The organism is Neomegalonema perideroedes DSM 15528, from assembly GCF_000374145.1.
Taxonomy (GTDB): Bacteria; Pseudomonadota; Alphaproteobacteria; order Rhodobacterales; family Rhodobacteraceae; genus Neomegalonema; species Neomegalonema perideroedes.
The window spans coordinates 338,722-361,259 of sequence record NZ_KB893653.1 but is presented as its reverse complement, the minus strand read 5'-3'; the positions used below and the strand labels follow the sequence as shown (position 1 = coordinate 361,259).

General features: G+C 68.2%; 21 protein-coding genes. 11 read left to right on the top strand and 10 right to left on the bottom strand.

The features are described from left to right. The first annotated feature begins 111 nt into the window (after positions 1-111). Genes hisI through B161_RS0101740 form a run of 3 tightly spaced genes read left to right on the top strand, consistent with a single transcriptional unit; the run spans position 112 to position 1,880 of the window. Positions 112-480: a phosphoribosyl-AMP cyclohydrolase gene (hisI, locus tag B161_RS0101750; protein ID WP_018631630.1), complete on the top strand. Its 369-nt coding sequence runs from the start codon at positions 112-114 to the stop codon at positions 478-480. Positions 481-483: 3 nt separating this feature from the next. Further along, positions 484-1,476 carry an Ldh family oxidoreductase gene (locus B161_RS0101745; protein ID WP_018631629.1) on the top strand — a complete coding sequence of 331 codons (993 nt, stop codon included), beginning with the start codon at positions 484-486 and terminating at the stop codon, positions 1,474-1,476. Further along, complete coding sequence (locus tag B161_RS0101740; RefSeq protein WP_018631628.1) at positions 1,473-1,880, top strand: ACT domain-containing protein; 408 nt, start codon at positions 1,473-1,475, stop codon at positions 1,878-1,880. Before B161_RS0101745 ends, B161_RS0101740 begins: the two co-directional genes overlap by 4 nt. 112 nt (positions 1,881-1,992) lie before the next feature. Here B161_RS0101740 and B161_RS0101735 read toward each other — a convergent pair whose 3' ends face one another. Together B161_RS0101735 and B161_RS0101730 are read right to left on the bottom strand one after the other, a co-directional pair. Further along, entirely contained in the window at positions 1,993-3,198 is a 1,206-nt protein-coding gene (locus B161_RS0101735; protein ID WP_018631627.1) for a pyridoxal phosphate-dependent aminotransferase, read from the bottom strand. Positions 3,199-3,283: 85 nt separating this feature from the next. Continuing rightward, a complete protein-coding gene (locus B161_RS0101730; protein WP_018631626.1) occupies positions 3,284-3,847 on the bottom strand; it encodes a UbiX family flavin prenyltransferase in 564 nt (187 codons plus the stop codon). A 139-nt stretch (positions 3,848-3,986) separates the two neighbouring features. On the opposite strand from B161_RS0101730, the gene B161_RS19085 reads away from it, so the two are divergent. Beyond that, positions 3,987-4,154 (top strand): YdcH family protein, encoded by a 168-nt coding sequence (locus B161_RS19085; protein WP_018631625.1) that lies wholly within the window; start codon positions 3,987-3,989, stop codon positions 4,152-4,154. On the opposite strand, the gene yddG is transcribed toward B161_RS19085, so the two are convergent. From yddG to polA, 5 genes are all read right to left on the bottom strand, one after another. Then, a complete protein-coding gene (gene yddG / locus B161_RS0101720) occupies positions 4,155-5,069 on the bottom strand; it encodes an aromatic amino acid exporter YddG (RefSeq protein ID WP_018631624.1) in 915 nt (304 codons plus the stop codon). It abuts the gene before it with no gap. Position 5,070: 1 nt separating this feature from the next. After that, on the bottom strand, positions 5,071-5,799 hold the full coding sequence (locus tag B161_RS0101715; RefSeq protein ID WP_018631623.1) for a glutamine amidotransferase-related protein: 729 nt from the start codon (positions 5,797-5,799) through the stop codon (positions 5,071-5,073). Positions 5,800-6,256: 457 nt separating this feature from the next. Beyond that, entirely contained in the window at positions 6,257-8,797 is a 2,541-nt protein-coding gene (locus B161_RS0101710) for a TIGR02302 family protein (protein ID WP_018631622.1), read from the bottom strand. A 49-nt stretch (positions 8,798-8,846) separates the two neighbouring features. After that, on the bottom strand, positions 8,847-10,130 hold the full coding sequence (gene lysA / locus B161_RS0101705; protein ID WP_018631621.1) for a diaminopimelate decarboxylase: 1,284 nt from the start codon (positions 10,128-10,130) through the stop codon (positions 8,847-8,849). 284 nt (positions 10,131-10,414) lie between these two features. Further along, positions 10,415-13,261, bottom strand: a complete 2,847-nt coding sequence (gene polA, locus B161_RS0101700; RefSeq protein ID WP_018631620.1) for a DNA polymerase I — start codon at positions 13,259-13,261, stop codon at positions 10,415-10,417. Between the two features lie 199 nt (positions 13,262-13,460). Between polA and B161_RS0101695 the strand changes: the two genes are divergently transcribed. Together B161_RS0101695 and B161_RS18440 are read left to right on the top strand one after the other, a co-directional pair. Beyond that, a complete protein-coding gene (locus B161_RS0101695) occupies positions 13,461-14,111 on the top strand; it encodes a DUF5671 domain-containing protein (protein WP_018631619.1) in 651 nt (216 codons plus the stop codon). Further along, the gene (locus B161_RS18440; RefSeq protein WP_018631618.1) at positions 14,108-14,515 is read left to right on the top strand and encodes a hypothetical protein; all 408 of its coding nucleotides are present in this window, start codon (positions 14,108-14,110) and stop codon (positions 14,513-14,515) included. The genes B161_RS0101695 and B161_RS18440 overlap by 4 nt, the downstream gene beginning before the upstream one ends. 3 nt (positions 14,516-14,518) lie before the next feature. On the opposite strand, the gene B161_RS0101685 is transcribed toward B161_RS18440, so the two are convergent. The 3 genes from B161_RS0101685 to B161_RS19770 form a co-directional block, all read right to left on the bottom strand. Continuing rightward, positions 14,519-14,968: an META domain-containing protein gene (locus B161_RS0101685; protein WP_018631617.1), complete on the bottom strand. Its 450-nt coding sequence runs from the start codon at positions 14,966-14,968 to the stop codon at positions 14,519-14,521. A 311-nt stretch (positions 14,969-15,279) separates the two neighbouring features. After that, the gene (locus B161_RS0101680; RefSeq protein ID WP_018631616.1) at positions 15,280-17,193 is read right to left on the bottom strand and encodes a hypothetical protein; all 1,914 of its coding nucleotides are present in this window, start codon (positions 17,191-17,193) and stop codon (positions 15,280-15,282) included. A gap of 88 nt (positions 17,194-17,281) precedes the next feature. Continuing rightward, positions 17,282-17,464 (bottom strand): hypothetical protein, encoded by a 183-nt coding sequence (locus B161_RS19770; protein WP_018631615.1) that lies wholly within the window; start codon positions 17,462-17,464, stop codon positions 17,282-17,284. Between the two features lie 104 nt (positions 17,465-17,568). Between B161_RS19770 and B161_RS0101670 the strand changes: the two genes are divergently transcribed. The 5 genes from B161_RS0101670 to B161_RS0101650 all read left to right on the top strand — a co-directional run bounded on the left by B161_RS0101670 (position 17,569) and on the right by B161_RS0101650 (position 22,519). Next, on the top strand, positions 17,569-18,204 hold the full coding sequence (locus B161_RS0101670) for a shikimate kinase (RefSeq protein WP_018631614.1): 636 nt from the start codon (positions 17,569-17,571) through the stop codon (positions 18,202-18,204). Further along, positions 18,201-19,358 (top strand): 3-dehydroquinate synthase, encoded by a 1,158-nt coding sequence (gene aroB / locus B161_RS0101665; RefSeq protein ID WP_018631613.1) that lies wholly within the window; start codon positions 18,201-18,203, stop codon positions 19,356-19,358. The genes B161_RS0101670 and aroB overlap by 4 nt, the downstream gene beginning before the upstream one ends. Beyond that, positions 19,355-19,690, top strand: a complete 336-nt coding sequence (locus B161_RS18435; RefSeq protein ID WP_018631612.1) for a c-type cytochrome — start codon at positions 19,355-19,357, stop codon at positions 19,688-19,690. Before aroB ends, B161_RS18435 begins: the two co-directional genes overlap by 4 nt. Before the next feature lie 140 nt (positions 19,691-19,830). After that, positions 19,831-21,126 carry an NAD(P)/FAD-dependent oxidoreductase gene (locus B161_RS0101655; protein WP_018631611.1) on the top strand — a complete coding sequence of 432 codons (1,296 nt, stop codon included), beginning with the start codon at positions 19,831-19,833 and terminating at the stop codon, positions 21,124-21,126. Positions 21,127-21,577: 451 nt separating this feature from the next. After that, positions 21,578-22,519: a hypothetical protein gene (locus B161_RS0101650; protein ID WP_018631610.1), complete on the top strand. Its 942-nt coding sequence runs from the start codon at positions 21,578-21,580 to the stop codon at positions 22,517-22,519. The last annotated feature ends 19 nt before the right edge of the window (positions 22,520-22,538 follow it).

Genomic DNA, 22,538 nt, shown 5'->3' with positions numbered 1-22,538 from the left:
ATGAGCCGAAGAATTTGAAAGGCTTTTCGGATTGCGCTCTAAGAGGCTTCGGCCGCGAGTCGCGCGGCGTCTCTCGCCCCATCTCCCGCCCGAAGCTCCCGGAGCCGCGCCATGCCTTCCTCTCCTTTCGACCCGGCCACGCTGACCTATGATTCCCGCGGCCTGATTCCCGCCCTCGCGCAGGACCACGCCAGCGGCGAAGCGCTCATGCTGGCTTGGATGAACGCCGAATCCGTCGCGGAGACCCTGCGCACGGGGCGCGTGGTCTATTGGTCGCGGTCGCGGGGGGCTTTCTGGCGCAAGGGCGACGAATCCGGGCATATTCAGGAGCTTGTCGAGATGCGCATCGACTGCGACCGCGACGCGCTTCTGTTGCTCGTCCGCCAGACCGGCCCCGCCTGCCACACCAATCGCCGCAGCTGCTTTTATACGGCGGTGCGCGAGGGCGCCGAGGTCGAAATCCTCCAGCCGGAGTCCTGAGCCATGACGCGCCTCAGCCTCGCCGCCGCCGAGGATCTCGGCTTTCGGGCTCTGCGGGCCAATCGCGTCAGCGAGCTTCAGGCCCGCTCGACGGTCCGCGCTCTGGTCGCCGCCGAGGCCGACGGGCTGGAGACTCACGGCCTCGCCCGCGTCCCGGCCTACGCCGCTCAGGCGCGGGTGGGCAAAGTCGAGGGCTTCGCCGAGCCGAAGCTTGAGCGCCTGCGCCCCGGCCTGATCCGCGTCGACGCCGGATACGGCTACGCCTTCCCGGCGCTGGATCTGGCCGTGGAGGCTCTGCCGGAGATCGCCCGCGCGCAAGGGATCGCGGCGGCCTATGTCGCCCGCTCGCATCATTTCGGACAGGGCGGACGCCCCTGCGAGCAGCTCGCGGAGCAGGGCTTTTGCGCCTTGCTCTTCGGCAACGCCGGCAAATCCATCGCGCCTTGGGGCGGGAAAAAGCCTCTGCTGGGGACCAATCCGATCTGCTTCGCGGCGCCCATGCCCGAGGGCGCGCCTCTGGTGATCGACATGGCCGTCTCGCGCGTGGCGCGGGGCAAGGTGATCCTCGCGGCCAAGCGCGGCGAGCCCATCCCGGAGAACTGGGCCTTCGACCCCGAAGGCCGCCCCACCACCGACGCCAAAGCCGCCCTCGCGGGGACCATGGCCCCGATGGGCGAGGCCAAAGGCGCGGCTCTGGCGCTGATGGTCGAGGTTCTGGCGGCGGGTCTGGTGGGCTCCAGCTTAGGGGCTTTCTCCTCCGGGGTGGTGAGCGCCGAGGGCGGGCCTCCGGATCTCGGACAGACGCTGATCGTCCTAGATACGGCGGCCTCGCCCGCCTTCCCCGAGCGCATGGCGGGCCTCGCCGGGCTTTACGCCGAGGACGGCGCCCGCATGCCGGGGACTCGCCGCCTCGCGGCCCGCGCAAAGGCCGCCGCGGAGGGTCTTGAGCTTCCCGAAGCGCTGATCGCCGAGCTTGAGGCTCTGGCGGCCTCATGAGCGGCCCCGTCCTCCGCGAGACCCGCGCCATGATCGCGGGCCTGAATCCGGAGCTTCAGCCGGGCGCTTACGTGTTTTGCGCCCCGCCTGAGGCGCTGACGGCGGCCTGCGCGGCGGCGGCTCTGGCGAGCTTCCGCGAACCGGAGGGGCCGTCCTTCCTCTTGCCCGCCGCGAAGGCCGAGGCTCTGGGTCTGGAGGCTTCGCCGCCCATGGGCTGGATCATCCTCAAGGTCTATAGTTCTCTGGAGGGCGTCGGCCTGACGGCGGCGGTCGCTCAGGCTTTGGCGGCGCGGGGCATCCCCTGCAATATGGTCGCGGCTTTGCGCCATGATCATGTCTTCACGCCGCTGGATCGGGCCGAGGAGGCTTTGGAGATCCTCCGCGCCCTTCAGGCGAAGGCCTGAGAGCGCAATCCGAAAAATCGCAAGATTTTTCGGGTGAATTGCGCGACCCAACAAAACGAAAAGCGCCCCCGGTCTCCCGGAGGCGCTTTCTTCCTTCGCCGTGTCGGACGGCTTATTTCAGCGCGGCGCAGAAGCGTTGAATCCGCGTGCAGGCCTCTTCAAGCGTCTTGTCGGAGGTCGCGTAGGAGATGCGGAAGAAAGGCGAAAGCCCGAAGGCCGCGCCCTGCACCACCGCCACGCCTTCGCTCTCCAGAAGCTCGGAGACGAAATCCTCGTCGGTTTCGATCTTCTTGCCCGAAGGCGCGGTCTTGCCGATGCAGCCCGCGATGGAGGGATAGACGTAGAAGGCGCCCTCCGGCGTGGGGCAATGGATCCCCGCCGCCTGATTCAGCATGCTCACCACCAGATCGCGGCGGCGCTGGAACACCTCGCGCGACATGGGGATATAGTCCTGCGGCCCGTTCAGAGCCTCCACGGCGGCCCATTGGCTGATCGAGGAGGGATTCGAAGTGGACTGAGACTGGATCTTGGCGATGGCCTTGATCAGCGGCTCCGGCCCGGCGGCGTAGCCGATGCGCCATCCGGTCATGGCGTAGGCCTTGGAGACGCCGTTGACGGTCAGAGTGCGCTCGTAAAGCTTCGGCTCGACTTCGGCGGGGGTGCAGAACTCATAGGGCGCGAAGGCGAGATGTTCATACATGTCGTCGGTCATCACCCAGACATGGGGGAAGTCCAGCAGCACGTCCGTCAGCGCCTTGAGCTCGGCGCGCGTATAGCCCGCGCCGGTCGGATTCGAGGGCGAGTTGAAGATCAGCCATTTGGTCTTGGGGGTGATCGCGCCGCGCAGAGCCTCGGGCGTCAGCTTGAAGCCGGTCTCCATGCCCGCCTCGACGACCACCGGCTCGCCGCCCGCCAGCAGAACCATGTCCGGATAGCTGACCCAATAGGGCGCGGGGATGATCACCTCGTCGCCGGGATTCAGCGTGGCCATGAGGGCGTTGTAGAGCACCTGCTTGCCGCCCGTGCCGACCGTCACCTGAGACGGCTTATAGTCGAGGCCGTTCTCGCGCTTGAACTTGGCGCAGATGGCCTTCTTGAGATCCGGGATGCCGTCGACGGCGGTGTATTTCGTCTTGCCCGATTGAATCGCCGCGATGGCGGCCTGTTTGATGTTGTCGGGCGTGTCGAAGTCAGGCTCTCCGGCGCCGAGGCCGATCACGTCTTTGCCCGCCGCTTTCAGCTCGGCCGCCTTATTCGTCACGGCGATGGTCGGCGAGGGCTTCACGCGGCTCAGGGACTCGGCGATGAAGGAGGACATATCCTTAAGACTCCGCTCGGGATCATTGACGGGCCTTCTTTACGCCGCGTCCTCCGCCGCGACAAGCCAGACTCGCTGTCCTGTCTCACTCGCCCCAGCGCCGCACCTCCGGCGAATCCAGCCCGAAAAGATCCAGAGCGCGGCCCACGGTCTGCTCCACCATCTCGTCGAGGGTCTTGATCCCCGCGTAGAAGGCCGGAACCGGCGGCATGACCACCGCGCCGTTTTCGGTGGCCTGCAGCATCATCCTGAGATGCCCCGCATGGAGCGGCGTCTCGCGCGCCAGCAGCACCAAAGGGCGGCGCTCCTTGAGCGTCACGTCGGCGGCGCGGGTGAGAAGCCCGGTGGTCAGGCCCGTGGCGATCTCCGCGAGGCTGCGCATGGAGCAAGGCGCCACCAGCATGCCCAAAGTCCGGAAGGAGCCCGAAGCGATGGAGGCCGCCAGATTCCGCGGCGAATGGACATGATCCGCGAGATCCTTCCAGTCGGCGGGCTTGAAGCCCAGCTCATGGACCGCCGTCAGGGCGCCGCCCTCCGAGACCACCAGATGGGTCTCCACGCCCAAAGCGCGCAGCATCTCCAGCGCCTTCACGCCGTAAAGGCTCCCCGAGGCCCCCGAAACCCCCACGACCAGCCGCGGCGCCCTCATGACGCCCGCCCGGCGCGGAATCGATCAATTCTCCGCATTCTCTTTCCAATCGACCTTAGGACGTAGTCGGCGGACCATCGACAAGCCAGCGTCATCATGCTGTAATCCCCGGACCTGCCATAAAGAGGAGGACGACTCGATGAGCCTTGCGAATCATGTCAAGGAGCTTGAGAAGAAACATAAGGCGTTGGAGGACGCCATCTCCACCGCCGTGAACCGTCCCGCCGCCGACGACCTCGAAATCCAGAGCATGAAGCGCGAAAAGCTGCGCCTCAAAGAGGAGATCGCCCGCCACGCGCAGGCCTAATCATCCCTTCCGCGCAAGACGACCGGCGCGGCTCGCGAGAACCGCGCCGACCACGATCAGACCGCAAGCCGCCGCCGAGCTCCATCGCGGCGCGACGAAGCCGCCCAGAGTCAGGGCCGCCGTCGAGAGCGCGGGGGTCAGATAGGACAAGGCGCCGAGCGTCTGCAAATCCCCCTTCTTCACCCCGTGGTCCCAGAGGAAGAAGGCCGCGCCCATCGGGCCCAGGGCCAGCAGCATGAAGAAGCCCCAAGCCTGAGAATCGGCGGGCCAGATCGTCCGCGGCTCGAAGAGCAGATGACAGAGCGTCGCGAGAATCCCCGCCACGAGGCAGAAAGCCGCCACCGCCGCCGTCGAGGTCGCGCCATGGCGCCGCGACAACACCGAATAGCCCGACCAGATGAAGGCCGCCGCCAAGGCGCCCGCATAGCCCGCCAGATGCTCCGGCGCGATCTCCAGGTGGAAATTCGATTCGGCGAGAACCGCCGTCGCCGCCCCCGCCAGACCCAGCAGAGCCCCCGCCAGAACCATGGGCCGCAAAGGCTCGCCGGTGGCGAACCCCGCCATCAGCACGATCAGCAAGGGCCAGAGATAATTCAGCAGACTCGCCGCCACTGGCGGCGCATGGCCGAGCGCGAAGAAATAGCTCGCATGATAGCCGAAGAGCCCGCCCACGCCGATCAGCCAGGCCCGCGGCGTTTGGGTGAAGACCCGCTTCAGCGAGACGCCCTTCAAAGCCAGCCAGGCCAGCCCCAAAGCTCCGCCGAGGATCATGCAGAAGGCCGTCCGCTGGAAGGGCGGCATCTCGCCCGAAGCCAGCGTCAGAGGCGCGAGCAGCGCCCAGAGAATCACCGCGCCGAAGCCGATCAGCGTGCCGCGCGCCGTCGTGTCCGGCGCCTCCTCCGTCCGCGTCGCCATGTCAGGCCGCCTGCGCGCGACGGCGCGTCAGAGCCTCAAGGGCGCGTTTGGCGAAATCCAGCGCGTCGAGGCTCCCGCCGAGCGAGGCCAGAGCGCGGGCGCGCTGCTCCTCGGTGAGGGTCTCGCGCATTTTGATCAGATCGCGTTCATAAGCGTCGTCGAATTCGGGATGGGCCTGAATCGAGATGGCCAAAGGCGATTCGGCGCCGCCATAGGCCAGAATGGCGTTGGGGCAGAAATCGGAGCCCGCCAGCACCTCGGCTTCGGCGGGGGCCTTGACCACCTGATCCTGATGCACGGCGTTGAAGCGCAGATGATCGCGCGCGCCTTCGAGCCAGCCGGGCTTTCGGGTCAGGGCGTAATCCTGCGCGCCGATCCCCCAGCCGCGTTCGGACTTCACCACCTCGCCGCCCAGAGCCTCCGCGAGGATCTGATGGCCGAAGCAGACGCCCAGAATCGGCCGCTCGGCGGCGTAGGCGGCCCGCAGAAAAGCCTTGAGCGGCTCCATCCACGGCAGCTTGTCGTAAACGCCGTGGCGCGAGCCCGTGACCAGCCAGAGATCGGCCTCTTCGGGCGAGGCGGGGATCTCGCCATGAACCGACCGCCAAACCTGGAACTCCAGCGAAGGGTCCACCTGACGGAAAAGGCGCATGAACATCTCGGGATATTCGCCGTGTTCGGCGACGAGGGCGGGATTGACCTCGCCCGTCTGCAGCACGCCCATCTTCATGGCGAGGCTCCTGAAACGGCCGACGGCTCAGGACCGGCGCCTAAGCCGCAAGCGAAATAAGGGCGGAAACCAAAAAAAAGGCCGCCCAACGGCGGCCCGAGTCTAGGGAGGAAACGCCCAGGAAGGGCGGTGGTCAGCGACCACGAGGAAAATCTATGTGTGCAACGCACAAAGCGCAAGCGGTTTTTTGAGGATTCATCCGAAACTCTGACGCAGAGGCGAAAGGATGAGGCGGGAAAGCCACATCTTTCTTGACCTATGTTCAGGAAGAATAACATTATTGCTCAAACCTATGAGGAAGGCGCCACGGAAAAACCCGGGCCTTTCGCCTGAGGGCGGTTTTTTTGCAGCGCAACATATCCTGAGCCGCCCCTCCTTCAGACCCTCTTCGCGGCTCAGAGGCCCCGCCGAGGGTTCGCGGCGCGTTCCGCGCCTGCGCCCTGCGCTCCGATTCGCCTCAGAAGGGCCTTTGCAGACGATTGAGGTAATCCAGCTCCTCCAACCCGCGCTCGCGCTCGCTGGAGCGGCGGCGAATCTCCCGCTGCACCTCAAGAGCCCGATTGCGGGCGCGCTCCTCGGGCAGCTCCACGCCTTCGCCGTCGTTGGAGCCGAGGGAGCGGCGCGCGCGTCCGAAGGGATCGCTGGATTCGCCGCCTGCGGATTCGCCTTCGCCGCCGGGACTCCCGGCGCGGCGCTGCTCCGCCAGACGGCGCGCGCCTTCGCGCAAAGCCTCCAGAGCGTCGGATTGCGCGTCGAGCGCCCCGCGGGAATCGCCTTCGCGCAAGGCGCGCTCGGCGCGCTCCATGGCCTCGCGGGCGCGATCCAGCGGCGCGCCGCGCTCGCCTTCGCCTTCGCCGAGATCCCCGAGTTCGCCCAGCCCCTCGCGCAAATCGCCCTGACGCTCCGCCAGCCCGCCCTGACCGGGCGCTTGCGGCGCGCCGCCTTGGCCGCCGCGCCCGCCGCGCTGTCCTTGCTGACGTCCTTCGCCGCCTTGGCCCTGGCCCTGCGGCCGGCCTTGGCCGCGGCCTTGCTGGCCCTGACCCTGCTGAAAGGTTTCGTCGGCCAATTCCTGCTGGCGGCGCATCATCTCTTGCAGGGCTTCGGCCTGAGGATCGCCGCCCTCCCCCTCGCCTTCGCCGCCCGAGCCGCCCGCCTGCATGTTGGGGCGCAGGTTCTCCAGCATCTCGGCGAGCATGTCGAGCATCTCCTGAGCCTGATCGCGGGCGCCGTCGCGGGCGGTCTGCTCCATCTGGCGGAGCATGCGCTCCAATTGCTCGCGGGTGGTCTCGCCGCCGCCTCCGCCCTGCTGTTGCTGGCGGAAGGCCTCGGGATTGCGCTCGGCCATCTGGCTCAAAGCGTCGAGGTAGTCGTTCATCGCCTGACGCATCTCCTCGGTCAGGCGGGCGATCTCGTCGTCCGAGGCGCCGCGCTCCAAAGCCTCCTCAAGGCGGCGTTTGGCGGCCTGAAGGGCGTCCCAGGCGTTGGAGAGGTCGCCCTCCTCCAGACGCAGGGCGGATTTCCACAGCAGGCTGAGCACCTCCGGGCGCGCCTGAGCGGCGGTCCCCTCCTCCACGCCGCGCGTGAGGCTGTGCAGCGCCACCGAAGCCGCCAGATAAGCCGTCGGATCGGTGAAATAATCGCCGGGCTCGTCCATGGCGGCCTCCAGCAGATCCTGAGCCCGCGCGCCATAGTCGAAATCCTGCGCGAAGCCCCGGCGCTGCTCCACGATGGCCTTGGCCATGGGCTCGGAGAAGATGCGCTCCGGCAGCTTGAAGCGGACCGGCGCGCTGGTCCCGACGTTTCCGGCGTCGTCCTCGGCGTAGGCGACGGCCTCGGCCTCCAGCCCGACCAAAGGATGCTCGGTCAAATCCGCCTCGCCCACGCGCAGGTCGCGGTCCTGACGGTCGGGCTCCAGCGCGATCTCCGAAGGCAGATCCTCGCCCGCGACGGCGCGCGGACCCGGCGCCTCCACGGCGCGCAGCCCCACCCAAGCGCGGGCCACGCCATAATCGTCGGTCGCCTTGACGCGGAAGCTCAGAGCCTGACGGCGCCCGTCGCGGGGCGTCTCGGCGAATTCGACGACCGGCGCCGCGTCGGGGATGACGGAGAAGTCCCAAGAGCCGAGCGTCTCGCCCTGATGCCGCGCGGAAGCGGGGCCGGAGGCCAGAATCTCGGCCTTGAGCGCGAAGATTCCGGGGCCGTCCTCGGCGAAGACCTCCGCCGAGCCGGGCAGCTCGCCCACAGGCGTCTCGGAGGCGCCCGCCACGCGGAATTGCAGCAAGGAGCCCGTCGGAACCTCGATCTTTTGGCCGAGGCGGCTCATGAGATAGATCGGCGCGGCGCGGGTGTAGGGCGGCGGATTGATCCAGGCGTCGAGCCGCGCCGGAGCCGCCGCCAAAACCGTAGAAGCTGGCGCGGGGGCTCCGGCGAAGATCCCCGCGACCTGCTCGCGCGCGCCGCTCCAATAAACCGAGAAGCCGCCGATCAGCGCCAGAAGCGCCCAATAGCGCAGACCCCAAGGATCAGGCGCGGAGAGCCGCAAATCCGGCGCGGGAACCTTGGCCCGCGCCGCCTCCGCCTCCAGCCGCCGCCGATGCGCCGCCCAGAGCGCGCGGCCCATGGGAGTCTCGGCGCCGAGGGCGGGGGAATCCTCGAGATGGGTCGCGGCGCGGCGGGAGAGCCCGACGTCCAGCGCCGCCAATTCCTCGGCGTGGGTGGGCGCGGCCCAGCCTCGCGCGCCTCGCCGGAACATATAAGCCAAAAGCAGCCCATAGGCCGCCAAAAGCCCCGCCCGGACCACGGGGCTCCAGAGGCCCCAGAAGCCCGCCAAGGTCAGCGCCAGCCCGAAGAGCGCCGCCGTCCAGAGCGGCCAGAAGCGCCGCGTCAGGCGCTCCAAACTCAGGACGCGCCCCGTCCGCCGCGCCTTGACGAGCAGCTCGGCGGGAGGGGCGGCGGAATCAGGACGGGCGGGGGCCGTGCGAGGGGTCTGGGCGCTCATGGTCCTCATCCTGCGGGCGAAGCGGCGGACCTGCAAGAGGCCCCAGCCTTTATAACCAATCGGGAATGCGGTCCCGGCTCAAGATCTCGTCATATGTGGGGCGCGGACGCGTGACCGCAAAGCGGTCGCCGTCCACGAGAACCTCCGGAACCAGCGGACGCGTGTTGTACTCCGAAGCCATGGAGGCCCCGTAAGCGCCCGCCGTGCGGAAGGCCACGAGATCCCCCGCGACGAGCGGCGGCAAGGGGCGCTGTTCGGCGAAGCGGTCGCCCGTCTCGCAGACCGGGCCGACCACGTCGTAAGGCCCGATGGGCGCGTCGAGGGGCGCCTCCTTCACCGGCACGAGGTCGTGCCAGGCGTCGTACATGGCGGGGCGCATGAGATCGTTCATCGCGGAATCGAGGATCAGGAAGCGGCGGCCCTCGCCCTGCTTCACATAGACCACGCGCGAAAGCAGAATCCCGGCGTTGGCCGCGATCAGGCGTCCCGGCTCCAGAGCCAATTCCGCCCCGGTCTCGCGCACGAAATCGCCCAAGGCGGCCTCGGCGACGCGGCCGTAATCCAGAGGCAGAGGCGGGAGGACGTTGGTGCGGCCCTCATAGGGCACGCCCAAGCCTCCGCCGAGATCCAGACGCTCCAGAGAGATTCCTTCGGCGCGCAGATCCTCGGCCATGCGGCGCATCCGGGCGAAGGCGGCGGCGAAGGGCTCCAGATCGGTCAATTGCGAGCCGATATGCATGGCGAGGCCCGTCAGGCGGATTCCCGGCATCTGCGCCGCGCGGCGGACCGCCTCGGCGATCTGCGAGGCGGGGATTCCGAATTTATTCTCGGATTTGCCCGTGGAGATCTTGGCGTGGGTCTTGGCGTCCACGTCGGGATTCATGCGCAGAGCCACCGGCGCCTTCACGCCCCGCTGGACCGCCACCGCGTTCAGAGCCTCAAGCTCGGGCTCGGATTCGACGTTGAACTGACGCACGCCCTGTTCGAGGCCGAAGCGCATTTCGTCGGGAGTCTTGCCCACGCCGGAGAAGATCACCTTCTCGCCGGGGATCCCCGCCGCCAGAGCGCGCCGGAATTCGCCTTCGGAGACCACATCGGCGCCCGCCCCAAGCTTCGCCAGAACCGCCAGCGCCGCCAGCGAGCCGTTGGCCTTCACCGCGAAGCAGACGATGCGCTTCGGGAAGCTCGCCAGCCCCTCGTCGAAGACGCGGTAATGGCGCTCCAGCGTGGCGCGGGAATAAACATAGACCGGCGTTCCGACCGCCTCGGCGATCTCGGCCAGCGGGACGTCTTCGGCGTGAAGAACCCCGTTCTTATAGAGAAAATGATCCATCGCCCGCCCCTTGCGCCCTCTCTAACCGGAGAAGCCCCTCTGATAGCTCAGGCGGAGAAGCGGCTCAATGCGCCTCCGCCGGATCCTTCAAAGGCTCCGGCTTCTTTCGTGGTCGCGTTTTCACGGCGCGAAGCCTGATCGGCTTCGCTGGAAAACGCCTGGAGCGCAATCCGAACGGGCTGAAACGGCCGTTCGGATGAATTGCGCGACCACAAAAAGACTCCGGCTGCTTGATTGGTCGCGTTTTCGCGACGCGAAGCCTGATCGGCTTCGCTGGAAAACGCTCAATGCGCCTCGGCCCAATTCGCGCCCGAACCCGCCTCGACCACCAAAGGCGCCGCCAGCTTCACCACCGGCTCGTCGGCGCCCTCCATCAGCGGCTTGATCAGCGCCGTCAGAGCCTCGACCTCGGAGGCCGGCGCCTCGAAGATGAGTTCGTCATGGACCTGAAGCAGCATCTTCGCCCTGAGCCCCGAAGCCGCCAGAGCCGGCGGAACGCGGATCATCGCCCGACGGATGACGTCGGCGGCGGCGCCTTGGATCGGGGCGTTGATGGCGGCGCGCTCGGCGGCGCCGCGCTGCGCCCCCTTGCCGCCCACACCCGAAGCCAGAATCCGGCGCCCGAAGATGGTTTCGACATAGCCCTTGCGCTTCGCCTCGGAGATGGTGCGCTCCATATAGGCCCTGATGCCGGGGAATTCGGCGAAATAGGCGTCGATGAAGATTTGCGCCTCGCTCCGCCCGACGCCCAATTGCCGCGCCAGACCATGGGCCGTCGAGCCGTAGATCACGCCGAAATTCACCGCCTTGGCCCGACGCCGCAGCTCCGGCGTCACCTCTTCGAGCTTCAGCCCGAAGACCCGCGCCGCCGTGATGGCGTGGATGTCGCGGCCTTCGGCGAAGGCCTCGCGCAGGGCGGGCACATCCGCGACATGGGCGAGGATGCGCAATTCGATCTGCGAATAATCCAGCGAAACCAGCTTGGAGCCCTCCGGCGCGACGAAGGCCCGGCGGATCGCCCTCCCCTCCTCGGTGCGGATGGGGATGTTCTGCAAATTGGGATCGGTCGAGGCGAGGCGCCCGGTGCTGGTCGCCGCCAGCGAAAACGAGGTGTGGACGCGGCCCGTCCGAGGGTCGACATGCTCCACCAAAGCGTCGGCGTAGGTGGATTTCAGCTTAGCCAATTGCCGCCAGTCGAGAATCCGCGCCGCGAGGGCGTGATCCGCCGCCAATTCGTCCAGAGCCTCGGCGTCGGTGCTCCAGGCGCCGGTCTTGGTCTTGCGCCCGCCGGGAAGGCCCATCTCCTCGAAGAGGATCTCGCCGAGCTGCTTGGGCGAGGCGAGATTGAACTCGCGCCCGGCCAATTGATGGATCTCGGCTTCGTAACCCGCCATGCGCTGGGCGAAATCCCCCGACATCCGCGCCAGAGCCGCTTTATCGACAAGGATTCCCTCGCGCTCCATGGCCGCCAGAACCGGAACGATGGGGCGCTCAAGGGTTTCATAGACCGTCGCCAGACCCTTGCGCCAGAGCCTCGGCTTGAGGAGCAGCGCCAGACGCAAGGCGGCGTCGGCGTCTTCGGCGGCGTAGCGGGCGGCCTTCTCCACAGGGACTTGCGCGAAGCTGATTTGTTTCTTGCCCGAGCCGATCAGTTCTTGGATCGGCTGGCCTTCTTGGCCGAGATGCGCCGCCATCAGCGCCTCAAGGCCATGGCGGCCCTCGCCGGAGCCCAGCGCATAGGACATCAGCATGGTGTCGTCGATGGGCGCGAGGCCGATCCCGTAATTCGCCAGAACCTTCAGATCATATTTGAGATTCTGCCCGATCTTCAGGACGGACTCATCCTCGCACAGCGGCTTGAGCAGCGCCAAGGCCGCCTCTAAGGGCATCTGTCCGGAGGCCGGGCGGCGCGAGCCGAAGAGATCATCCTCGCCCTCGACATGGCCGAGCGGAACATAAGCCGCCTCGCCCGGCGCCAGAGCCAAAGCCACGCCGACGATCTCGGCTTGCATCTCGTCGAGGCTGGTCGTTTCAAGGTCGATGGAGACGAAGCCTTGCGCCCGCGCGCGGGCGACCCATTCCGCAAGCGCCGCCTCAGTGGAGAGGGTCTGATAGCCTGCCCCGTCGAAGGGCGTGAAAAGCGCCGGATCCTCGGGCGCGGGCGGGGCCTCGTCTTCGAGCATGGGCTCAGGCGCGGGCTTGGGCCTCACGAAAAGGCCGCCCTCCCCCGCCTCTCCGAAGCGCGAGACGGCCCGCTTCGCCAGAGTCGCGAACTCCATTTCGCGCAGGAACCCCAGCAGCTTGGCCGGATCAGGCGGACGCGCGGCCAGATCCTCCAGCGCCAGAGGCTGAGGCGCCTTGCGGTCGAGGGTCACCAGCTTGCGGGAGATTTGGATGCGCTCTGCGTTGTCGATCAGGCTTTCGCGACGCTTGGGCTGTTTGATGTCTCCGGCGCGGGCGAGGAGCTGATCCAGATCGCCATATTCGAGGATCAATTGCGCCGCCGTCTTGAGTCCGATTCCGGGGGCTCCGGGCACGTTGTCGCTGGCGTCTCCGGCGAGGGCCTGCACGTCGATCACCCGCTCGGGCGGCACGCCGAATTTCTCCTCGACCTCTTTGGGGCCTATGGCCTTCTCCTTCATGGGATCGAAGAGCGCCACCTTGCCGCCGACAAGCTGCATCAGGTCTTTATCCGAGGAGACGATGGTGACCTGCGCGCCTAACGCCGCCGCGCTTTGCGCATAGGAGGCGATGAGGTCGTCCGCCTCGAAGCCCTCAAGCTCCACGCCGGGCAGGTTGAAAGCCTCGGTCGCGCGGCGGATCAGCGGGAATTGCGGAATCAGAGCCTCGGGCGGCGGCGGGCGATGGGCCTTGTAATCGGCGTAGATCTCATTGCGGAAGCTCACCCGGCTGACGTCGAAGAGGACGGCCAGATGCGTCGGCCCCACGCCGTCGCCGTCGAAGGCGTCGTCCACCAGCTTCCAGAGCATATTGCAGAATCCCGAGACGGCGCCGGTCGGCAGGCCGTCGGATTTGCGCGTCAGCCCCGGCAGAGCATGGAAGGCCCGAAAGATGAAGCCTGAGCCGTCGATCAGATAAAGATGCGAAGTCGCGTCGACGGGCGCCGCCATGAGGGCCTCCTTGTATAAGAACAAAATGAGTTTAGAGCGCAATCCGAAAAGTTTGAAAGACTTTTCGGGCGAATGGCGCGACCAAACAAAAACTTGATCCCTTGGGCCTCCGCGCCAGGCCCTGAAGCTCCGACCATTCATTGAACGTCGATCATTTTTTATTGACGTCGCCCGAAAGGCGCCTTAGCCTCGCCGCATCATGAGCGCAAAACTCGACGAACTCGACGATTTCATCCGGGCCGCCGCCGCGAAGGGCGCCGATTTCGCCCGCATCCGAACCGCCCTGAGCGGCGCGGGCTGGGAGGCCTCCCGCATCGATTCCGCCCTCGGCCGCTACGCCGAGACGGATCTCGGAGTGCCCGCTCCAAAGCCGCGCGCTTTCGTCTCGCCGCGGCTGTTCTTCATGCATTGCTTCTATTTCGTGCTGCTTTACGTCGTCGCCTATAACTTCATCTCGCTGCTCTTCACCTTCCTCGATCATTATCTTCCGGACGGCCTCGGCCAGAGGGGCGGCTTCTTCTATTCCGGCGACCCCATCCGCGCGATTCAGGATAATCTGGCCGCGCTGATCGTGGCCACGCCGCTGTTCTGGCTGACCGAGAAGGGTTTGGAGCGGGCGCAAAGCCGATCCGGACAAGCCATTCCCCGCATCCGGCTGATTCTGGCCTATTTCACCATCTTCGTCGGGGCCTGCGCCCTGCTCGGGGACGCCATTTACTTCGTCTATTACCTGCTGCGCGGAGAACTCGGGCTGCGCTTCATGCTCAAGACCATGATCCTGCTGCTCTCCGTCTTCGGGATCTGGCTCTATCACCGGACGGATCTCAGCAAAGACGAGGCGGCGTCATGAACGAGCGGCGGATCGTCAGACTGGTCTTCGGCCTCGCCATAGCGGCGACGGCGGGCTGGGGGCTCTGGCTTTCGGGCGGGCCGGGCCATAACCGCCTCTTGCGCGAGGATTCCGCGCTCAGGGACGAGCTTCAGGGCGTGGCGGGCGGCGTCGAGACCTATTATCAGCTCCGCAAAGCCCTGCCCGAAACTCTGGCCGAGGCGAAGCGCTTCTGCGCCGAACAGCCTTCGGCCTATTGCCCGGAATTCGCGCCGGAGCGCTACGCCTATCGCCAGCTCGGCGAGCCGGGACGCTATGAGATCTGCGCGGAGTTCAACCTCCCGGCGCCTCCGGACGACAAGCGCTTCGCCAATGCGGATGCGGGACGCGCCTGCTTCCCCTTCTCGGCTTTTCCTCTGGAATGAGCCTCACATGGGGCTGAGCCTGAGCAGCATCCGCCCCGCCGAATCCGAGAACTCCAGCACGGAGCCCCGCCGGATCAGCCGCGCCGCCTGCTTCAGACGGTCCAGCAGCTCGGCCTCCATTTCGCAGCGGCCTTCGAGGAAGGGCTCGCCGATGCGGAACCAGGGATCCATGCGCTCATAGGAGCCGAAGAAGCGTCCGCAGCCCGCCCGCCCCTCGAATTGGCGGTCGTAGAAGACGATCTCGCCCGCCAGAAAAGCCTCCGGCAGCGGCAGCACCCGCCAGACCCCCGCGATGCGCGGCCCGCCCGGCGCCGAAAAGGCGGGCGGATGATTGGGAGGAGCCGACGCGGCGGGCGGCGGAGGCGGAGGCGCGGCGCCCCAGACGCCCGCTCCCCCCGTCATCCAGACGCAGACCGTCCAGATTCCCACGCGCCGCGCCCAGTCTCCGCCCATTCCGCCCATCCTTTAGATGTATGAAAGGAAGGCTCTGGAGACGAATTATGGCGGCAAGGGGGCAGGCGTCGCATTTGCGTCCGAGTTCTCCGCAGGCGAATTCTTCCCCCGGAGGATGCGCCGATTCGGTCCAAGCCGCGCCGTTCAGGCGCGCGGAGACGCGGCCTTTCGCCGCTCGGGTTCTGCGGTCGCCGGGGGGCGGAGGCGGGAGGAAGTTCCTGATTCGTATAGGCGCCCGACGGGAAGCCTCCACACGCCGCCGCCCCGGAGCGGGCTCCGGAGCGGCGCGATTTCAGGACGGCCTCTTCTCTTCAGCGCCCCTGAGAGCCCGGCCAGCGGGTCATCAGGGCGGCTTCGGCGGCGATGCGCCGGGCGTCCGCGCCGAGGCCGGACAGGGAGAGCGCCCGCATGACCTGCGCGAGGGTCTCGGGGCGCGGAGTCCGCCCCTCCGCCGCCAGAGCCTTGAGCGCGCCCAAAGAGGCCTCGGCCTCGCGTCCGGCGTGGGCCGCCTGCACATAGGGCGCGGCGGGGCCGATGCGTCCGTTGGGGTCCAGCCCCTCCAGAGCCATGAGGATCAGCCGCGCGCTGCGGTCGTTTTCGCGGGCGCGGGCCTCCAGAGCGGCGCGGTCCTCCTGCGAGAGGGGCGGCTGCGGCGCCGGATCGGTCAGGATCAGCAGAGCCGCCGCGTCCGCCCGCTCGAAAGGCGTGTCGCTCGGCAGGAAGGGCGTCCAGCGGCGGGCCGCCTCGGCGTCTCCGGCCATGAGCAGCGAATCGCGGACCGCGAAGGCGAGATCCGGCTGCATGCTCCCCGGAGCCGCCGAAGCGAGGAAAGGCGCGAAGCTCCGCGCGAGGCTGGAGAAGCCCTGAGGCCCCTCCTCCACAGAAGCGTGGATCAGAGCCGCCGCCACGGCCGCGGGGTCCAGCACGCCTTGCGCCGCCGCCAGCACCGCCCGGGCGCGGGCGAAGGGGCCGCCGCCCGGAGGCCCGCCGAAGCGCTCATAGGCCGAAACCAGTTCTGAGGTGCTGATGGCGCCCGCCGCCTCCAGACGCTCGGCCGCGACGATCTTCGCCTCAGGCGCCGCCGTGGGCGAGGCCAGATAGGCGGGCAGCAAAGCCAGAGGCGCGATGCGCGCGCCCGCGGCGGGAGGGGGGATCTCCAGCTGCCGCAGCGCCGCCAGACGCAGCGGGTCGAGCCCTTCAGGCGGAGGCGCCTGCACGAAAGGCTTCATGCCCGGATCGAGCATGGCCTCGATCAGCTGGGCCGTCAGAGGATCGAGCCGCCCGCGCTCGCGCATGGCCGAGACCGCCACCGCCGCCATGGGATTGCCTTCGCGCGCGAGGCAATAGGCCCGCATGCCGATCCAAAAGCCGTCGAGGTCTTCGGTCCGGGCGGCGGATTCCACGGCGTTATGCGCCACCGAGCAATAAACCGCGTCGCGCCCGGCGATGAGCGCCGCCTCGGCGCCCGCGCGTTCGGCGGCGGGATCCTTGGCCGAGCGCGCCAGATCCGCCAGACGCGCCGCCGCGTCGGGGGCGCCGAGATCCAGAAGCGCCCGCGCCCTCAGGGCCGCCACGCCCTCCGCGCCCGGAGGCGGCGGCGCCGTGGCGATCAGAAAGCGCTGAAGCACTCCGTTCGCCGCCTGATAAGCGGTGGGACGCAGGCCCTTCAGCGCCTCTTCGGCGGAATCGGGATCGGAGCCGCTCCACATGTCCTGCGGCAGGCCGAGGTCGAAGGCCCCCGCCAGACCCGCGCCCTCGGCGGAGGGCGCCGCGAGGCTCAGGCCCTCGCCCGAATCGATGCGCGATCCGCGGGCCTGAGGCGTGAGGTCCTGCGGAGAGATCACGGCGGAGCCGCTGGTTTCAGGATCCAGCCCGCGCGGAATGACGATGCGGGCGGGCGGCTCGTTCGGGACGTTGAAGGCGAAGGGCGCCGCCGGATTGGGCGAAAGATTCGGGGAGAGATTCGGCGAGAGATTCGGCGCGGGCGAGGCGCCCATAGGCGCCAGAGGGGCCGCCGAAATTCCGGAGCCGATTCCCGGGCCGGCTCCGGTAAGGGGCCCCGGCTGATGGACCGGCGCAGGCGCGACCGTCTCGCGTGGAGCCGTCTCGCGCGGGGCCGAGGTCGCTTCGCCGCCGAGCCATGGAATCACGCTCTTGGGCTGAAAGACGTTTTGCGCCCGGACCGCGAAGGCGGGCGCGCAAAGCGCGCAGGCCGTCGCGCCCAAAAGCAGCGCGCCCCTTCGCAGGAGGCCCCGCGCAGCGCGGCGCCTGAGGGGCCTCCGGGCTTCGGAAAGCCTCGGAGGAAGGGCGGGATCACCGGGGGAGCAGAAGGTCATGGGGCGCCTCTCGCACGATCTCACGTTGCGGCGCTGGCAGATCGGCCACGGCCACATAGACCGCGAAAGCCACGACGGCCGCCGCGACCGCCAAAAAGAGCGTTCGAAGGAGACGCCCGGAAAGACTTTTCTCCCGTTTGCCGCTTCTGTAGGTTTTCATCTATCCTCTCGCCGCTCATCGGTCCGCCCCTCGCCGCCGCGCGACGCTCGTGGCGCGGCCGCAGACCGCACGCACTATACCCAGAGACTGATGTTCAGGGAATTATGTCGAAAACCCAAGTCCAAAACGAGGAATCGGAGGAAGCCCCTCCCTCCGAACCTCTCGCCGAGGCTTCCCGGTGGCGCCTGCGCCGCAGTCTGGCGCTGGTCGGCCTGATGGGCGCGGGCAAGACCGCCATCGGCAAAAGGCTCGCTTTGGCCGCCGAAGTCCCTTTCCTCGACGCGGACGCCGAGATCGAGGCCGCCGCGCGCATGACCATTCCGGAGATCTTCGCGCTGCATGGCGAGCCCGCCTTCCGCGACGGCGAAAGACGGGTGATCGCGCGTCTCGCGGAGACGCCCGCCCCCTTCGTCCTCGCGACGGGCGGCGGCGCCTTCATGGATCCCAACACACGAAAATTATTGAAGGAACGCTGCGTGGTTCTCTGGTTGAAGGCCGATGTGGACGTGCTGGTGCGGCGTCTGGCGAAGAAATCCGACCGCCCCCTGCTGGAGAGCGGCGACCGCCGCGCGACTCTGGCGGCCCTGATCGAGCGGCGCCATCCGGTCTACGCCGAGGCCCATCTGACCCTCGACGGCGGCGAGGCGACTCAGGAGGAGGCCCTCCTGCACGCCCTCGCCCTTTTGGCCCGCGAAGGGCTGGCCGAGAAACGCGATCCCGCCGAGCGAGGCCCCCAATGAGCGCCCCCCCGACTTCTCCGAATTCCCCGAATCCTCTGCGCAAAACGGTCCGGACGCGCCTCGGCGGCGGCCGCGATTACGAAATCTTGATCGGCCCCGGCCTGCTTCAGGAGGCGGGCGCGCGGCTCAAGCCTCTGCTCAAGCGCCCTTACGTCGCCATCGTGGCCGACGGCAACGTGGCCGAACTGCATTTGACCGCGCTGAAGCTCGGTCTGGCGGCGGGGGGAGTGGAATCGGTTAAGGAGATCATCCTCCCCCCCGGCGAGAAGACCAAAGCCTGGGGGCCTCTGGCCTTCGTGACCGAGGAGCTTCTGGCGGCCCGCATCGAGCGCAAGGACATGGTCCTCGCCTTCGGGGGCGGCGTGACGGGCGATCTCGTGGGCTTCGCGGCGGCGATTCTCCGGCGCGGCCTCGATTTCGCGCAGATCCCCACCAGCCTTCTGGCGCAAGTGGACAGCTCCGTCGGCGGCAAGACCGGCATCAACACGCCTCAGGGCAAGAACCTCATCGGCGCCTTTCATCAGCCGAAGCTGGTTCTGGCCGACACCGCCCTGCTCGACACGCTGCCGCCGCGCGAATTCCTCGCGGGCTACGCCGAGGTCGTGAAATACGGGTTGCTCGGCGACCGCCCCTTCTTCGAATGGCTGGAGCGCAACGGCCCCGCCCTCAAGGCCGGAGACCCCGAGGCCCGCGCCGAAGCCGTGGCGCGCTCCTGTCAGGATAAGGCCGACATCGTCGCCCGCGACGAGACCGAGCAGGGCGAGCGCATGCTGCTCAACCTCGGCCACACCTTCGGCCACGCCTTGGAGGCCGCCACCGACTACTCCGCCCGGCTTCTGCATGGGGAAGGCGTCTCCATCGGCTGCGCTCTGGCCTTCGAGGTCTCGGCGCGGATGGGGCTTTGTCCGCGTCAGGAGGCCGAGCGCGCCATGGCGCATCTGCGGGCGATGGGGCTCAAGACCAGCCTCGGCGACGTCCCCGGCTCTCTGCCGGGGGTCGAGGGGCTGATGGAGCTGATGGCTCAGGACAAGAAGGTCTCGCAGGGCGCTCTGACCTTCATTCTCGTCCGGGGGATCGGCGAGGCCTTCGCCACGCGCGAGGCGGATCTTTCGGTGGTCCGCGACGTCTTGTCGGACGAATTGGCGGATCGATGAATCCGGCGGCTCTGCTGATTCTGGCGGTCTTCGCGGCGCTCCTCAGGGGCGGGGCCTTTCCGCCGGAGCCGCCTCAGGCTCCGGCCGCCCCTCCTGCGGGGGCTTGGGATCTGGACTACGGCGCCTATCTCGCCGAGAGCTGCGCCGCCTGCCATGGCGGCGCGACGCCCGGCGTCCCGGCTCTGGAGGGCCGCCCCTTCGCCGAACTCCATGAAGCTCTGGAGGCCTACGCCTCCGGAGCCCGGAGGCATGACCAGATGGGCGTCGTCGCCCGCAGCCTGACGCCCGAGGAGCGCGGCCATGTCGCGGCCTGGTTCGCCGGACGGCCCTAAATCCGCATTCGGCATAAGCAAATCTCCGCTTCTTATTTGCGCCCCCGGAGATCGGCGCCAGACTCCGCGCCGATTTCCGCCCGGGGCCGCCCCCGCTTTCAGTCGGCTCCCCGCTTCCGGCCAGTTCAAGGAGACCGCGCATGTCCTCCCCTCTTCGCCCCGCCTCCGCCCTCACCCGCCGGGGCTTCGGCAAATTGACTCTCGGCGCGGCGGCCTTCGGTCTGGCGACGCCCTCTTTGGCGCAGGGCGCCGCGCCGCGTCTGGTGGTGGTGGGCGCCGGGCCGGGCGGCGCGACTCTGGCGCGTTACGCGGCTCAGGGCGGCGGGCTTTCGGTCACGCTGATCGACGAGAATCCGCATCACATCACCTGCCCTTTCTCGAATTATTATCTGGGCGGGCTCTATGCCTTTGAGGATCTGATCCACGGCTTCGACAAGCTGAAGGCCGCCGGAATCGAGGTGGTTCAGGGCCGCGCGACGGATCTCGACCGCGAAGGCAAGGCGGTGATCCTCGCCGACGGGACGCGCATCCCCTACGACTCCCTCGTCCTCGCGCCGGGCGTCGACTTCAAATGGGAGGCCGTCGAGGGCTATACGCCTGAAATCGCCGAGACCCTGATCCCCCACGCCTATAAGGCCGGGCCTCAGACGCGGCTTCTGCGCGCCCAGCTCGACGCTCTGGAGGACGGCGGCGCGGTGATCGTGGCGGTCCCCGGCAATCCTTACCGCTGCCCGCCGGGCCCCTATGAGCGGGTTTCGCTGATCGCCCATCTGCTGAAGTCCACCGGGCGCACGCGCTCGAAGATCCTGCTGCTCGACGCGAAAAGCTCCTTCTCGAAGCAGGCGCTCTTCGAACAAGGCTGGACGCGCCATTATCCGGGGATGGTCGAATGGGTGCCCGCCGAATTCACCGGCGGCGGCTTCGCGCAGGTGGACGCCGAGGCCAAGACCGTGAAGGGCCTCTCCGGCGAGGTCTTCGCGGGCGACGTGATCAACTTCATCCCGCCGCAGAAGGCGGGGGCGATCGCGCGTCTGGGGGGGCTTTCGGGCGAAGGCGACTGGGCGCAGGTCCTGCCCGAGACTCTGCAAAGCGCCCATGATCCGGACATCGTGATTCTCGGCGACGCGGCGGCGCAAGGCGACATGCCCAAATCGGCCTTTTCGGCGAATTCTCAGGCGAAGGCGGCGGCGGCGGCCTTGCGGGCGCGGCTGCTGAGCGAGCGCGCCTTCCCGCCGCGCTATCTCAACACCTGCTGGAGCCTCATCGAGGTGGGCGACGCGGTGAAGATCGGCGCGACCTATCAGGCGGGCGCCGAGAAGATCGAGACCGCCGAGCCCTTCATCTCCGAGGTCGGCGAATCCGCCGAGACCCGCAAGGCCACCGAAGCCGAAGCCTACGCCTGGTACGACAGCTTCGTCCGCGACGTTTGGGGCTGATCCTCGCCTCGGACGCCTTCTCCGCCGCCGCCGCGAGCTCAAAGCGGCGGCGGCCCCTGGCCGGAACGGCCTTGTTTCGCCTCTTTTCAGGCGAATGCGGCGCTCAAGTCGCCCCTCGCAGGCGAGCCCTCCCGCCTCGACGCGCTCCTGAGGCCGGATCTCGACGCGGCCCCGCGCCGGATTCCCCCTCGGGAAAAACAGGCTTGAAACCCTTGGTTCTTTCCTCCCCCGCCTGAGGAATCCGCACGCCCCGCGCACAAGGACGAAGACGGAGGCCCCCCGCGCCGGGGCGGCTTCCGCTCCCTTCCGCGCGGATGCGGCTTGCTCCGCCTCACTCGACAGTATAAGGCGGAACGGCCTTTCATAAGGCTCGAAAAACCATTGTTGCGCCTTGGAATGGCCTTAGATCGAGGTCACCTTGTCCTGGCTTCGGCATTGAGTGGAGTTCAAAATGCGCAAGTTCCTTACGGCGGCCCTCTTCCTGACGGTCGCGCCCCTTCCGGCCTATGCGGTCCAGAGCGGCGGATACAGCTTGACCATCTCGGCCGGCGCCGAGGACGGCAACGGCTACGTCCGGCTCCGCGACGGCCAGACCTATCAGATCTGCCTGCGCTCCCAGCGCGCCGAGCGTTCCGACGTGGAGCTGAGCGTGGACGGCCTTTCGGTCGGCACCTTCCGCCTCAACCCCTATTCGAACGTCTGCCTTGAGCGCCCCAGCGGCTCGCGCGGCCAGTTCACCTTCTACAAGGCCGACAGCTTCGGCGGCATCTCCTCCGGTTCGGGCGTGGTGAGCCAGCAGCAGCGCGGCCGCATCAGCGCCCGCTTCATCCCGGAGCGCAATCTCTCGCCGATGGCGCCCATGGCGCGCTCCGGCGGAGCGCCGCACAGCACGCTCGCCATGCCGCAGATCGAGGGCCTGGCCCGCAGCGCGGCGCCCACCGCGCAGCAGTTCGACCCGAATCTCTCCAGCGGCGTGACCGGCCTGACCGGCCAGTCCTCGCAGCAGTTCGCGCAGACCCAGCCGATCCAGCGCGATCAGGCCCGCGCCGTGACGCTTGAGCTGCGCCTCGTGCATGATCTGCGTCAGGAGCCGGCGCCCCTCGCCACCTGGCCCCAGCCGCAGCCCTTCCCGACGACCCCGCCCGTCACGACCTGGCCGCAGCCGCAGCCCCAGCCGCCGATCGCGACCTGGCCCCAGCCGCAGCCTCCGGTCGTGACCTGGCCGCAGCCGCAGCCCCAGCCGCCGGTGGTGACCTGGCCGCAGCCGCAGCCGCCGGTCGTGACCTGGCCGCAGCCGCAGCCGCGCCCCCCGATCTACTACTCGGCGCCCCCGCAGCCCCAGCCCCTGCCCGGCCGCTTCGACGTCCCGGCTCCGGCTCCTCTGTGGCGCTAAGCCCCGGCTTCGGCCGGAT

Bases quoted from the DNA above. Each gene is read 5' to 3' on its own strand.
- B161_RS0101745 (WP_018631629.1), top strand. From the start codon at position 484: ATGACGCGCCTCAGCCTCGCCGCCGCCGAGGATCTCGGCTTTCGGGCT.
- B161_RS0101655 (WP_018631611.1), top strand. From the start codon at position 19,831: ATGTCCTCCCCTCTTCGCCCCGCCTCCGCCCTCACCCGCCGGGGCTTC.
- lysA (WP_018631621.1), bottom strand. From the start codon at position 10,130: ATGGATCATTTTCTCTATAAGAACGGGGTTCTTCACGCCGAAGACGTC.
- B161_RS0101695 (WP_018631619.1), top strand. From the start codon at position 13,461: ATGAGCGCAAAACTCGACGAACTCGACGATTTCATCCGGGCCGCCGCC.
- B161_RS0101740 (WP_018631628.1), top strand. From the start codon at position 1,473: ATGAGCGGCCCCGTCCTCCGCGAGACCCGCGCCATGATCGCGGGCCTG.
- B161_RS0101650 (WP_018631610.1), top strand. From the start codon at position 21,578: ATGCGCAAGTTCCTTACGGCGGCCCTCTTCCTGACGGTCGCGCCCCTT.
- B161_RS18435 (WP_018631612.1), top strand. From the start codon at position 19,355: ATGAATCCGGCGGCTCTGCTGATTCTGGCGGTCTTCGCGGCGCTCCTC.
- B161_RS0101670 (WP_018631614.1), top strand. From the start codon at position 17,569: ATGTCGAAAACCCAAGTCCAAAACGAGGAATCGGAGGAAGCCCCTCCC.
- B161_RS0101685 (WP_018631617.1), bottom strand. From the start codon at position 14,968: ATGGGCGGAGACTGGGCGCGGCGCGTGGGAATCTGGACGGTCTGCGTC.
- polA (WP_018631620.1), bottom strand. From the start codon at position 13,261: ATGGCGGCGCCCGTCGACGCGACTTCGCATCTTTATCTGATCGACGGC.
- hisI (WP_018631630.1), top strand. From the start codon at position 112: ATGCCTTCCTCTCCTTTCGACCCGGCCACGCTGACCTATGATTCCCGC.
- B161_RS0101710 (WP_018631622.1), bottom strand. From the start codon at position 8,797: ATGAGCGCCCAGACCCCTCGCACGGCCCCCGCCCGTCCTGATTCCGCC.
- B161_RS0101715 (WP_018631623.1), bottom strand. From the start codon at position 5,799: ATGAAGATGGGCGTGCTGCAGACGGGCGAGGTCAATCCCGCCCTCGTC.
- B161_RS0101735 (WP_018631627.1), bottom strand. From the start codon at position 3,198: ATGTCCTCCTTCATCGCCGAGTCCCTGAGCCGCGTGAAGCCCTCGCCG.
- yddG (WP_018631624.1), bottom strand. From the start codon at position 5,069: ATGGCGACGCGGACGGAGGAGGCGCCGGACACGACGGCGCGCGGCACG.
- B161_RS18440 (WP_018631618.1), top strand. From the start codon at position 14,108: ATGAACGAGCGGCGGATCGTCAGACTGGTCTTCGGCCTCGCCATAGCG.
- B161_RS19085 (WP_018631625.1), top strand. From the start codon at position 3,987: ATGAGCCTTGCGAATCATGTCAAGGAGCTTGAGAAGAAACATAAGGCG.
- aroB (WP_018631613.1), top strand. From the start codon at position 18,201: ATGAGCGCCCCCCCGACTTCTCCGAATTCCCCGAATCCTCTGCGCAAA.
- B161_RS19770 (WP_018631615.1), bottom strand. From the start codon at position 17,464: ATGAAAACCTACAGAAGCGGCAAACGGGAGAAAAGTCTTTCCGGGCGT.
- B161_RS0101730 (WP_018631626.1), bottom strand. From the start codon at position 3,847: ATGAGGGCGCCGCGGCTGGTCGTGGGGGTTTCGGGGGCCTCGGGGAGC.